This window comes from Roseibium sp., assembly GCF_965232425.1.
GTDB lineage: Bacteria > Pseudomonadota > Alphaproteobacteria > Rhizobiales > Stappiaceae > Roseibium.
In genome coordinates this window covers 4,860,955-4,873,950 of sequence record NZ_OZ246971.1, presented here as the reverse complement: position 1 = coordinate 4,873,950, position 12,996 = coordinate 4,860,955, and the positions used below count along the sequence as shown (strand labels likewise).

Below are 12,996 nucleotides of genomic sequence, written 5' to 3'. Positions count from 1 at the left end.
CCAAGTCGTCCGGTCTTTACCTAGAGGCTTTTCCAGAGCCTGAATTTCGCCCTCAAGAGCTTTTCCTGCACCAGCCGCTTTGCCTTGAAGGCCTCCGACAGGTGCAGGTCCCGCGCTGAATACGTTCCCGACAGAAATGCGTTTTCAAAGCGCTTCATCACGGGTTCCGGCCTGTAGCACTCGACCGAGTTTCTGGCGAGGTCACTGTCAGCCGGATCGGGAACATACTCGGTGAGAAGCCGCAGCAGATCCCGCTTCGTGCGGTAGTTCCAGGTCCGCTCCGGCGTCAGGTGAACATGGTTCTGGTCCATGCCTCCGGCCCAGCTGAATACGGGCTTTCCGAAATGCAGGAACTCGACGATGGCGAGCCCGAAGCTTTCGCCGATCTTCTTGGCGTTGAGGCCGGCGTCACAACTGTTGATGAAGCGTGCTTTCTCGGCAGGGCTTATGACGGGCGGCAGGAAATGTGCCCTGGGATGGTCCAGGAACTTTTCCGTGTTGACGAACAGAAAGTGCAGGTTCGAACGCCGTTCGAGCGCCTCGGCAACGGCAGTCAGCGCAAAGGGAATGTTGAACTGGTCGAACCCGCCGTAGCGTCCGACAACGAACGCGTCCCTTGGGATGCCAAGGTCCGGGCGTAGATTTCCCTGGACCTCCGGCAGGCTGACAAGGTGTGGCACGGCCGGCGCCTGCCCGCCTGTCATCCAGTCGGAAAGCCAGTCGGAAACATACGCATAGACATCCCCGTGCGGCTCGAAATGCCTGAAGACCGAATGCACGCCGGTCCGCTCCGCACTCAAGCCCAACAGCTGTTTGCGCCCGTCACGGATGAAATAGCAGAAGTCGAGTTTGTGCGGCTCGCTGAACCGGCGCTGGTCCCGGCCGCGCGGAAGCGGGATCAGCTGCAGCGTTTCCCGGTATTTGTCGACGACCGCTGCATCGCTGTGCGGTTCGCTGAAATACACCAAGGCTTCATGGCCCAGAATGTCCTGACAGCCTCGGGCATAGTCATAGAGCGCCACGCTCATCCCGCGCTCGTTTATGGCGCCCGCATGAAATCCAATCCGCATTCCGGTCCCGCTTCTCAAGTTGCGGGACCGATATCGGATTTAACAGGCAAGGTCCATGAATTTGCCGAACATTCTGCCCAGCCCCCTGATATCGGCCGGATCAGTGCCGGCTAGAGCTGATCCGCGCTGCCGTCGCTGCCGCCCTCGTCCGGGTCGAAGATACCCGCAGCGCCGCCGGCCGCCGCCGCCTGGATGGCGGCCTGCACGGCGGCCTTCGCTCCGTCCGGCGTCACTGCGCCCTCTTCTCCATCCGCGCCTTTCTCGCCCGCAACCCTCACGGTGACCTGGCGATGCGCGAACTTGATGCCGTTCTGCTCGAACATGTCACGTAGGCCGGCGTAAACGATCTTGCGCAACTCGAACTGCTTGCCTGGTTTTGTCGTGAACTTCACGCGCGCGATCATCGCGCTGTCTTCCATCGACATGATGCCCTGGGACTTCAGCGGCGCCAGGAACATCGGTCCGTAGTATTCGTCCTGCAACAGCTCCTTGCCGAAATTCTTGATCAGCTTGCGCATCTTTTCGACATCGGTGTCGTAGGTGACCCGGAAGGCTAGTTTCATCACCGCCCAGTCTCTCGAGAAGTTCTCCACCTGCTGGATCTCGCCAAAGGGTATCGTTGTCAGGGCACCGCGGTGATGCCGCAACTGCATCGAGCGGATGGAGATCTTCTCGACCACGCCCTTCGCACTGCCGATATCGATGTACTCCCCTTTCCGGAACGCATCGTCGAGCAGGTAGAAGGCACCGGAGAAAATATCCCTGATCAGGGTTTGCGCACCGAAGCCGATCGCAAGACCGACCACACCTGCACCGGCGAACAGGGGCGCAATGTTCACCCCGAGTTCCGACAGCACCACCATCGCGCCGATGACGACGATTGTGATGAGCAGGAAGTTCCGGAAGATCGGCAGCAGCGTTGCGATCCGGCTTTCGCCCGCTCCGCCGACTTCGACCTCCTCGTCTTCTTCCGCCGGCGCTTCCTTGGCGATCTGGCGGTCGATGACGATCTTGACCGACTCGTAGGCCATGTAACCGAGGAAGGTGACCAGCAGCACTTCCACGAAGGACCCGATCAGCGAACTGCTTCCCGCAAGCGGAAGGCCCCACCAGGATGCAAGCAGATCGACGGATCCGAAGAGAACGATGATCACCGCGCCCTTGTCGAAGAGATCGCGGAAAGGAGACCGCTGCGCCTCACGCTCCGCGGCTTCGGCCCGTGCCTGCGCCAAAGCGCTTTCCGCGTCTTCCTGATGGCCTTCGCTTTCGTCCGCCCGCTGAATGTCCTCGGCGATTTTCGCCTGTGCATCGGCGGTGTCGAGGCGCGGCAGCAGCAGCTTGTCGATGACCAGAACCAGGAGACCGTAGACGATTGCCGCCAGGAGCATCACCTGCAGCGGTGCGCCGACCAGGCCGGTCGCGTCGGGAAGGTCGAGAAGGATGCGGACCGCGGAAATGCCCCACGCGATGAGGAAATAGATCACGGCGACGAAATGCCAGACATTCGCCAGCACTTTCCGCCACATCGGGGCCTCGTTTTCCGCCTCGCCCCGGATCAGCCGGGCAATCACCTTCCGATAGGCGACGGAAATACCGATCAGGATAATCATCGAAAGCGCCGACGCTGCGATCAGCGCGATTTTGTGGGCGTCCCGCGAAAGCCCGAGTCGCTCCATCCAGAGGCAGAAGCCGACCGCGAACAGGGAGACGGCACCACCGACGACCAGGGACCTGTAGAGACTGCCGGCCTCCGCGCTCGTCAGGTGCAAAAGCCGGTGGCTGTCGGCGTCCGGCACAAGCACGTTGAGGAAGATGATGCGCAGAACCGCGAAGGCCGAGATGACGCTGAACACCACCAGCGCCGTCTGGTTGGCCGCCTGAAGCCCCGATCCGACCATCAGGTAGACAACGACTGCCACACCGAAGAACAACGCGACACCGACGAGCATCAGCAAGGCACGCAAGTACAGATAAATGATCTTGTCCGACCGGCTGTAGACATCCTCCCGGTACATGCCCATGAACTGGCGCCGGCCCCAGCGGGCCAGAAGCGTCATGGCAAGCACGCCGAAAATGACGCCGGCGGCGATATCGACAAGGGCCGTCGGTATCCAGCTCAACCCCAGACCTTCGCCTTCGGCGCGCAAGGTGGAGAGCATCGTCTCGTGAATGTCGGGTATCTCTCCCAGGATTGTCCGGAACACGTCCCGCGCGGACACCGCGTGATCGACGAACTCGTCGACGTTCTCCACCAGGCCGGCCTCCTGTGCCTCGACCGGCGGCTCCTCGGAGGTCTTCTGTGCGCCGGCTTCGGCGGTGTCTGCCGTATCCGTCCCGTCTTTGGTGTCGTCGCTGCCCGATGCAATACCCGTGACAACACCGGTTATTCCCTGAGCCTGCGCTGATGTCGCACCTTGGTGCAAGCCGGTGGAAAGGACCATCAAAGCCGCTGCAAGGCAAATCGCCGCGCGCATCATGATCAGCCGAAAAACACTCTGATGAAGTGGGATTTTGTTCTTTTGCATTTGAGCCCCATGCGAGTCGCGTTTAGTCCCCCGCCCCTGTTAAGCACGGTTCCGGCTGATTTTAAAGAATCGTCAAAACGCGCAGGGGAATTCGCGCAAAAAAAGCCCGGCCGTTCTGCCGGGCTTTTCGTGATGCGGTCGGGAGCTGGTCTCAGGCGACGACCTTCTTGTCCCAATGCGCCATTTTCCGCTTGGCTTCGGAAACCGTCATGCGGCTGAACAGCGACATCGCGGCCACACGCACTTCCGGCGTGAGCCGGTGCCGCCACGGACCGATGGATAACAGCCCGCTGACGGAAATGGACGAAAACCCGAAGCTCTTCGCCAGGACGATGAACGGTTCCGGATTGGGGCTCACCATGCAGTGGCTGAGTTCCTCGACTTCGACACGCATCATGAACGCAAGCGTCGCCACCGCTTCCGCGAACCGGTCCTCGGAGCAGAACCGGCGCAACGCCGCTTCGTTCACCATCCCGCGCTTCGCAAGCAGCAACACCCGCGCCCTGGCTGTCTTGAAGTCGTATTTTCCGAGCCAATACTGGTTCGACATGTGCTGTGCGGCAATGTCGGCGGCCTCGCCCACCCGTTCGGCCTCGGCGCTACGTCCGGCGTCGTGAAGCTTTTTACGGACCTCTTCGCTTGCTATCGCAACCAGATCGGCGATATGCGCTTCGGCTAGATCGCCGCGTTCACTGAGGAAATTCTGAAGGGTTGCGTCCGATGCGGCATCATTGATGAGAGACTTCATGGACGCATCCGACAGGCTGGCGCCATCGTTGCCGGCAACCTTGCGCTTCACCTTCAGATCGCCCTGCTGAACCAGTATGTCGGTGACGCCGACCGAAAGCACCTCGCGTTGCGCGATCGCGAGACAATGCGAGTTGCCGCGCTTCTCCGCAATCTTGATCAGGTCTTCGTCGTCGAGAACGGTTGAGCGGACAAGGATCGGTTCGGCGATCGAGATCTCGTCGTCCGCCAGGCGGCGGATCGTGTCGCGCGGTCCCCGTTTCAGGCCCGACATCTGCTCGGCTACATAGCGGCGGACCTCACCTTCCACCATATCCACCAGACGCAGCAGCACGCTGTCATATATTCCGACCTGTTCGTCGGAGCAGCGTTCCGATGTCAACGCGAACAGCGCGGCGACATGTTTGGCCAGTTCCGCCTTGCGGGCGTTTCCTGCTTCGCCAGTAAGCTCCGAAAAGTTCACCAGTTCTGTTTTCAACGCTTCACTCATGCTTCGATACCAATTCTTGCACAAACGCCTGTCAGGGCTCTGATATCGAAGATGATTTGGAGAATTAAAGAAGAAACCAACAGGTTTGAACAGAATGTAACTGTCTTTTTGACAAATTTACCGAAAATTCGATTTTCATTGCCCAAACCCCCCATAAATTATTGAAAGGTATAGATCATCGGATTCTTTTCGATCAAATTTCACCTCATATGAAAGAGGAAAAAAATTGTAAATTCGATCGAAAAAAAGATGCTGCACCTGCGAATATGAGACCGTTTGAGAAAGGCCCAACGCGCGGAAAATTAACGAAAGCCGGTCATCTCCGCAGTTTTGGCAATGGCTGCCATTTACCGGCGAAGCAGTCGATCGACCCGCCACCGTCAGGCCTTAAGCAATCAGGTGATTTCGGCACAAAATGAATTTAAAAAATTTATCTTTTTTTATTGATCGGATCAAGACGCTCTCCTAGATTAAAAAAGAAATTTCTTTCTTAATATAGGAGGACTCGATGCCCAAGGTGAACCCCGTTCCGGAACCGCAAAGGGCCCGAAACGCCGCGATAAGCGCGAACCTTCCTCTGATCCTGCGGCTTTTAAGGAACTGGCTGGAAAGGCGGCGGCAGCGGCGGTCTCTCAAGAAAATTCCGACGGAACTCCTGAAGGATGTGCTCCCTGACGGAGAAACGAGCACCCGCGAGCAATTGCGCCGCGAACGGAAACGCGTCGATACCGGTCTGTGGTACTGACGGGCCTGCGCTGCACCCAGGGCGGGCTTGTCGCCCCCAGCGCACCCCGGTCTTCGGGGCCGCTCCAGCGGGTGCGGAACGCCCCCGCCGGGAAACGGAGTGAAATTCGCGCTTACTCCGCAGCTTCCAGGAATTCGCCTGCCGTGTCGCGATGATCGTCACCGTCGCCGGTCTTGTTCAACTGCTCCATGAGGACGCGCCGCTTGTCCATCGCCTTGTTCAGGTTGGCTTCCTTGACCGGACCGAACCCTTTGACAAGTTCCGGGACACGCGCAAGCTCCACCAGCAATCCGTAGTTCACGAACGGCAGCCGGTTCAGGATTTCAGCAATGTCGGACCGGTACTGCGCGATCAGCGCCCGCTCCGCGCGCCTTTCTGCCGTTCTGCCGAACGGATCGTACCACCTGCCCCGCAGGCCCTTGAACCTGGCCAGGAGCCTGAACGCCTTGAAGATCCACGGGCCGAACGCAATCTTCTCAGGGCGTCCCGTTTTCGGGTCGATCCGGTTCGCCAGAAGCGGCGGTGCCAGGTGGACCTTGATCGCCTTCGGATCTTCGAAGCGCTGGAGAACCTTCTTCCGGAAATCCGCATCCGAATAAAGGCGCGCGACCTCATATTCGTCCTTGTAGGCCATGACCTTGTACAGCATGTCGGCGACCGTCTGTGTCAGCCGCATGGTGCCCGGACCATTCTGCTCGTCGGCGTTCCTGACAGCCTGAACGAGGTCCCGATAGGTCGCGGCATAGGCCGCATCCTGGTAAAGCGTGAGTTCGTTCTCGTGAAGCGCGATCTTTTCGTCAAGGCTGAGTGTCCTGGGGATTTCCTGCGACGGCAGCGCGCCCAGCAGCTTTTCCGGATCCGCCGCCAGCACCCGCCCCGCGCGGAAGGCCTTAACGTTGTTGGCAACCGCGGCCCCGTTCAGCTCGAGCGCGGTTTCGATCGCATATCCCGATATCGGCAATGCACCGCTCTGATAGGCCATGCCGACCAAAAGCATGTTGGCGAAGATCGCATCGCCAAGAAGCTTCTCGGCAATCTCCGCGGCATTCATTGCCAAATACGTGCCGGAAGCCTCCCGGAGCGCCTTGTCCATGCGTTGCTCATCGAAGGACAGCGTCTGCTTGAGCACGAATTCCGCCGTGGGCGCTACCTTGGTGTTGGCGACCGTCAGCGTGTGTCCTCGCTGAGCCAGTGAGAGCTGGTCCGCGTTGGTTGCGACCACCAGATCGCTCGCGATCAGAAGATCGAGGCTCGCGGTTGGAACGCGCGGACCTTCGATCGACCGGTCGCTTGCGGCAAAGCGCACATGCGAGGTCACGGGCCCGCCCTTCTGGGCAAGCCCGGTCATGTCGAGCGTCGATGCCTGCTTGCCATCCACATGGGCCGCCATGGCAAGGACGGCGCTGATCGTTGTGACACCCATGCCGCCGATGCCGGCGACCAGCGCATTCCGGGTCCGCTCAAGCGTCGGCAAGGCCGGTTCGGGCAAGGCGTCGACCATTGCCTCGATGTCCACGTCCGCCTTTTTCGGCTTGCGAAGCGCCGCACCGTCGATCTCCACGAAAGACGGACAGAAACCCTTGATGCAGGAAAAGTCCTTGTTGCAGCTCGACTGGTTGATTACGCGCTTTTCGCCGAAAGGTGTCTGCAGCGGTTCGACGGACAGGCAGTTCGACTGAACCGAGCAGTCGCCGCAGCCTTCGCAAACGCGGTCGTTGATGAAAAGGCGCTTGTCCGGGTCCGGGTAAAGGCCGCGCTTGCGCCGACGCCGCTTTTCCGCGGCACAGGTCTGGTCATAGACGATGACGGAAACACCCTTGAAGGACTGAAGATCCTTCTGCACGTCCATGAGTTCGTCGCGATGGTGAATTTTTGTCCCGGCGGCAACCGGTGTCCATGAGCCGTAGGCCTCCGGATTCTCGGAGACGACGGCGATCCGCTCAACGCCTTCCGCCTCGAGCTGCCGCGTGATCTGCGGAACGGTGAGCTGACCGTCGACCTGCTGGCCGCCGGTCATGGCGACCGCGTCGTTGTAGAGGATCTTGTAGGTGATCGGCACGTTCGAGGCGAGCGCCTGGCGGATCGCCAGGATGCCGGAGTGGAAATAGGTTCCGTCGCCGACATTGGCAAAGACGTGGCTGTCACCGGAAAATGGCTGCTGTCCGACCCACAGAACGCCCTCGCCGCCCATGGCGATCTGGCCTTCGGTGGTACGCCCGGCCATTTCGGTCATGGCATGACAGCCGATCCCCGGCATCGAGCGGGACCCTTCGGGTGTCATTGTCGAAGTGGAGTGGGGGCAGCCCGAGCAGAAATACGGGATGCGCGCGGCGCGCTCCGCGTGGCCCTGCGCCCACATGACCTGTTTGGTCATGCGGTTGGCGACCGCTCCCATTTCCTCGGAAACGACCTCCTGCGGCAGCCAGGCCATCAGCCCCTTGATCAGTTCGGCGACGGACAGCTCCAGAACGTCGGAGAGGAACGGCGCGCCGTCCGGGCGGCGCTTGCCCCAGATTTCGGGGCGGCTCATTTCCGGCCAGTGATACGAGATTGCCTTGATCTGGGTTTCCATGAAGGCACGCTTGTGCTCGACGACAAGGAGACGCTCCGTGCCGCGCGCGAAGTCGCGCAACCCCAGCGGCTCCAGCGGCCAGGTCATCGCGACCTTGTAGACTGCAAGCCCGATCGATTTTGCAAACTCTTCGCTGACGCCCATGAGATTGAGCGCCTGCAGCAGATCCCTGTAGGCCTTGCCGGAAGCGACGATACCCAGTTTTGCCTGTCCCCTTGTGCCGAATGTCACCCGATCGAGGCCATTGGTGCGCACATAATTCTGCGCCGCGGGAATCCTCAAGTCGCGCACCAGGCGCTCGGTCTCCAGCCGGTTGCCGAGAAGCAGGTCCCGGTTCTGGCGGTAGTCCTTGCGCGGATCGCCTTCCAGCGGACGGACAAGCCTCAGCCTGTCGGGTGCGACATTGATGGTGGCGGATGCGTCCATTGTATCCGCAACGCAGATCAGTGCGGTCCAGAGGCTGGTGAAACGGGACATTTCTATCCCGTGAAGACCATAATCCAGGACATCCTGAATGTCCGACGGGTTAAGCACCGGGATCTCCGCGTGCTCGAAGAAAAACTCGCTTTGTGCGGGAAGAATGGACGACTTGGCAAGATGGTCGTCACCGGCAAGCGCAAGAACGCCGCCATTGCGGTCGGTACCGGAAGCATTTGCCTGGCGCAATGCGTCCCCGGCGCGGTCGACGCCCGGCGCCTTTCCATACCAGATGCCGAACACACCGTCATAGTCGGTCGGGCGGCCGACACCGCCCTCACCGCGCAGTTTCTGGCTGCCCCAGACGGCCGTCGCACCGAGTTCCTCGTTGACGCCGGGTTTGAACACCACGTTGCACCTGTCGAGATGACGGCGCGCGCGCATCAGTTCCGTGTCGTATCCGGCAAGGGGAGAACCGCGGTAGCCCGAGATGAACCCACCCGACTTCAGACCGGCCTGACGATCCAGTTCGGCGCGTTCGAGTGCAAGCCGCACGAGCGCCTGAATGCCGGTCAGGTAGACCTGTCCATCCGTTGCGACATACTTGTCCTCCAGCGACACGGTGGGCATATGAACGTTCATCCAGCGTCCTCCTGAAACGTCAATTCGGGCGGCAGCGCCTGTCCGCGCGCCATCTATAGATAAATATCATCCTTTTCTCGGGTGATTTCTGTGCTATCGTTACGCTTCCAATCCTTCAAAGCGCACAAAATTTCCTCTAAACAGCAATGACCGATAAAAATCTTCTCGACCCTTCCGACATCCGCGTCCTGCGAGTCCTGCAACGGGATGCATCCCTTTCGATAGCCGAGGTTGCCAAGGAAGCAGGCATGAGCCAGACGCCCTGCTGGCGGCGGATCAAGCGCCTCAAGGAACAGGGAATCATCCGGCAGATCACCGCGATCGTGGACCGGGAATCGGTCGGGCTGGGATTCGTGGCGTATTCGTTCGTCAAGCTCGCAGTGCCCAGCAGAGACAACATGGACACGTTCGACAAGCTCGTGCATCACTGGCCCGAAGTCGTGACCTGCGAGCGCATCACCGGCGCTGTCGACTACCTCATCAAGGTGGTCACGGACGACATCAAGACCTATGACAATTTCCTGCGCCTGAAACTGCTCGACAACACGCTGGTTTCGGACGTGCAGTCGCGCATTGTGGTGAACACGGTCAAGGACACGGTCGCGCTGCCGCTCAGGGAAAACTGACGCTTTTGAAGGCTCATCGACCGGAGTCCCGCCGTCAAGGCAACGGCTGCCGTCAGGGCGGCTTCAGTCCAGTTCGACCTTGATCACCTGACCGGATTGCGGGTCCACCTTGATCTCGTACTTGGTTCCTTTAAGGGTCGCCTCGACCTCGATCCGGTTCCGCTCAACGTCGATTTCCGAGATTTCGTAGCCGCCTGCTTCCAGGGAACCGGCAATCTCGGAAACGGAGTGCCCAAGAGTGTCACCCACCTCGAACTGGGCGAAGGCGGGCAAGCAGGCCCCAATGGCCATCGCAGCGGCGAGCAGCCCGGTTTTCGCCGCGCCGGGTGTTTTCAGATGGATCATGGCTGATCTCCTCACTGGGACCGGCACCGTGCCGGCCTACAGCCTCAAGATGGGGGCCTCCCGCGCACAGCCTAATTAAAGATAGTCCATGAAGGCCGGACACTTGGGACAGCATCACCACGTTTGAAGCCGCATCCTGATCCACTGCTCTCCGGTCTAAAGATACATTCGAACTTATGTCTCTGAGAAAGAGAACTAATTCCATGCGCCGCCAAATCGCGATACGGAATTGTCTCTTCGATTTGTCGTCCCGGATTGCCGCACGTGCGGCAAGACCGGGAACCAGCACTCCATGTGGTCAAAGGTTGAAAAAAGATGGAGAAACAGGTGGTTACTGGGTTCCGGCATTCCGCTACGCTTCAGCCGGAATGACAAGTCCATTGACCGGGGATCGCCTCAACAGATCATGACCGAATTAAACCGGACAGCAGTGATCCTCATCCGGCTTTGTCAGCGAATCTTGCCGCCGAAAAGGCGCTGAGGTCGAAGCCCGTCTGCCGTCCCGCAATCTGCTCGGCCAAGAGCCGGCCGGTGACCGGCCCCAGCGTGAAGCCGTCATGGCCATGACCGAAATTCAGCCAGAGCCCGGGTGTCCGGCGCGACGGGCCACACACGGGCAGGGAATCCGGCAGGCAAGGCCTTGACCCCAGCCAGGGCTCCTCCTGGAGCGCGCGCCCGAGCGGCAGAAGCTCCGAGGCACGCCGTTTCGCCAGCTTGATGATGTTCGGGTTGGGAGGCGCATCCCGGTCGGTAAGTTCCACGCCCGTTGTCAGACGGATGCCCTTGTCCGTCGGTGTGAGCGCGAAGCCATTGTCCACGTCCACCACGGGCCGCGACAGCGACGCACCGGTCTGCGGCTGGAAATGCATGTGGTATCCGCGTTTGGCAACCAGCGGAAACGGTTCACCGAATTTCGTCAGGAGATCATTGGACCAGGCCCCCAGGGCAATCACCGCGTTGCCGGCAAGAATGGTTCCCCGCTCGCTCTCAAGAACCCAGTCGCCATGCCGGCGCTCAAGTTTCATGGCATTGCCGCGAAAATAGGCGCCGCCTTCCTGGATGTAGGCACGCCAGAATGTATCGACGACCGCACCCGGATTGGACACGGAGCAACTTTCAAGCCAGTGAACGGCCCTGACATGCGTGGATTTCAGACCGGGCTCGAGCACACGCGTTTCTTCTGATTGCAGTTCGTCGTAGGCAACGCCGAACACTCTGGCGTACCGGCGTTCAACCTCGCCGTGACGGTACGAAGCATCGCTGCGATAAAGATAGAGCCAGCCGCCCTTTCTGTAGAACCGGTCGGCGATGGTTGAACGGGCGAGATCGAGATGATCCTCCGCGGCAAGCGCTCTCAGGGGCGCGATCGCCCTGGAATAGGCTTCGATGCCGCGCGGGCTGCAGGACGCATGATACTGACGCAGCCAGGGCAACAGCTCGACGGTCTTTTTCAGATTGAGCGAGACGGCGCTGGACATGCCGAAGGCGATTTTCAGCAGCTGGACGGGATTGGTCGGAATGGCGTGCGGCGTAAAGCCGTTGCACTGAACAATGCCCGCATTGCCGAACGACGCTTCCTCGCCCGGATGCGCCCGGTCGACCAGAGCGACGTCCAGTCCCTGACGCCTCAAGTGGATGGCGGTGCAGACGCCGACAATACCCGCGCCGAGCACCACGACATCACAGACATGTGGCTGACCTGCCCTGTTTGTCATACACCTACCTGAAGCATGACAGGCACGCCGTTCCGACTGGTGTCGGCGCCCCCGTTCGGTTAAGTAGCGCAAGGTGACCGCCTCACCTCGCGGTTTCAGGAGACGACTTTAGATGATTCGAATGCTCGGGGCAGGATTGGCCTTTACCGGCCGTCATGGAACGACCGCACTTGCGGTGAGCATCTTCATCGGACTGGCCCTGCCTGCCTTGTCGGCGTATCTGCGGCCCTATCTCGAGTTTGCAGTTTTCGGTCTGCTGACGCTGGCATTCCTGCGGGTTGACCAGACCGCCATCAGGACGCGCCTGAAGCGGCCCGCTCTCCTGATTGCCGCCCTCGTCTGGATGATGCTGGGGGCTCCGCTCCTCACCTATCTGCTGCTGACCCACACAGGACTTTCACAATTGGGTCCGGACGTCGCGCTCGCACTGTTCATTTCCACGGCAGCCCCGCCGGTCCTGGCGGCACCCGCGTTCATCTACCTGCTCGGTCTCGACGGGACGCTCAGCCTTGCCCTTTCGGTCGCCGCCATGATCGTCACGCCGCTGACGGTTCCCTTCGTCGGTGGCCTCATGCTTGGCGATGCCCTGCCCCTCAGCGTCGGCGGCCTGGCAATGAAGCTGTCGATCCTGCTTGCCGGGGCATTTGTGATCGCCATGATCCTGCGGCGGGTTCTTGGCAAGGAACGCCTTGCCCGCAGCGGCGATCACATCAGCGGACTGAACGTGATCGTGCTGCTCATCTTCGCGATCGCGGCCATGGACGGGGTGGCCGCAAGTTTCCTGTCGCGTCCGCTCTTCACGCTTGCCATCACCGCCTTCACCTTCGGCCTGGCGCTCACGCAGATCTGCCTGTCGCTTGTCCTGTTCGCGCCTGCGACGCGGGAAGATGCCTATGCCATCGCGCATACCTGCGGGACCCGCAACATGGGGCTGATGGTCGCCGCTTTCGGCGGAACCCTGCCGGAATTCACCTGGCTCTGGTTCGCGGTCGGCCAGTTCCCGATCTATCTGCTGCCGATGTTCCTCAAGCCCTTCGTCCGGGTTTTCTGCCGGCTAAACGTGGATTCTGTGACGCAGCGGACCTGAATCGGCTCTCGGACA

General features: G+C 60.4%; 9 protein-coding genes. 3 read left to right on the top strand and 6 right to left on the bottom strand.

The window, feature by feature from the left end; translation table 11 throughout:
• Positions 1–20: 20 nt before the first annotated feature.
• The 3 genes from ACO08A_RS22135 to ACO08A_RS22125 form a co-directional block, all read right to left on the bottom strand.
• The gene (locus ACO08A_RS22135) at positions 21–1,070 is read right to left on the bottom strand and encodes a hypothetical protein (protein WP_422038088.1); all 1,050 of its coding nucleotides are present in this window, start codon (positions 1,068–1,070) and stop codon (positions 21–23) included.
• Between the two features lie 110 nt (positions 1,071–1,180).
• Positions 1,181–3,511 (bottom strand): mechanosensitive ion channel family protein, encoded by a 2,331-nt coding sequence (locus ACO08A_RS22130; protein ID WP_422038087.1) that lies wholly within the window; start codon positions 3,509–3,511, stop codon positions 1,181–1,183.
• Between the two features lie 235 nt (positions 3,512–3,746).
• Positions 3,747–4,832, bottom strand: coding sequence for a DUF2336 domain-containing protein (locus ACO08A_RS22125; protein WP_422038086.1), 1,086 nt, complete (start codon positions 4,830–4,832; stop codon positions 3,747–3,749).
• Between the two features lie 508 nt (positions 4,833–5,340).
• Here ACO08A_RS22125 and ACO08A_RS22120 point away from each other — a divergent pair.
• Complete coding sequence (locus ACO08A_RS22120; protein WP_422038084.1) at positions 5,341–5,577, top strand: hypothetical protein; 237 nt, start codon at positions 5,341–5,343, stop codon at positions 5,575–5,577.
• Positions 5,578–5,689: 112 nt separating this feature from the next.
• Here ACO08A_RS22120 and ACO08A_RS22115 read toward each other — a convergent pair whose 3' ends face one another.
• Entirely contained in the window at positions 5,690–9,208 is a 3,519-nt protein-coding gene (locus tag ACO08A_RS22115; RefSeq protein WP_422038083.1) for an indolepyruvate ferredoxin oxidoreductase family protein, read from the bottom strand.
• A gap of 146 nt (positions 9,209–9,354) precedes the next feature.
• Here ACO08A_RS22115 and ACO08A_RS22110 point away from each other — a divergent pair, with 146 nt between their 5' ends.
• Complete coding sequence (locus tag ACO08A_RS22110; protein WP_306146014.1) at positions 9,355–9,834, top strand: Lrp/AsnC family transcriptional regulator; 480 nt, start codon at positions 9,355–9,357, stop codon at positions 9,832–9,834.
• Between the two features lie 63 nt (positions 9,835–9,897).
• Here ACO08A_RS22110 and ACO08A_RS22105 read toward each other — a convergent pair whose 3' ends face one another.
• Both ACO08A_RS22105 and ACO08A_RS22100 read right to left on the bottom strand, forming a co-directional pair.
• Positions 9,898–10,179 carry a PepSY domain-containing protein gene (locus ACO08A_RS22105; protein WP_422038082.1) on the bottom strand — a complete coding sequence of 94 codons (282 nt, stop codon included), beginning with the start codon at positions 10,177–10,179 and terminating at the stop codon, positions 9,898–9,900.
• Positions 10,180–10,616: 437 nt separating this feature from the next.
• On the bottom strand, positions 10,617–11,894 hold the full coding sequence (locus ACO08A_RS22100) for an NAD(P)/FAD-dependent oxidoreductase (RefSeq protein ID WP_422038080.1): 1,278 nt from the start codon (positions 11,892–11,894) through the stop codon (positions 10,617–10,619).
• Between the two features lie 112 nt (positions 11,895–12,006).
• Here ACO08A_RS22100 and ACO08A_RS22095 point away from each other — a divergent pair, with 112 nt between their 5' ends.
• Positions 12,007–12,981: a sodium:proton symporter gene (locus ACO08A_RS22095; RefSeq protein WP_422038078.1), complete on the top strand. Its 975-nt coding sequence runs from the start codon at positions 12,007–12,009 to the stop codon at positions 12,979–12,981.
• Positions 12,982–12,996: the final 15 nt, after the last annotated feature.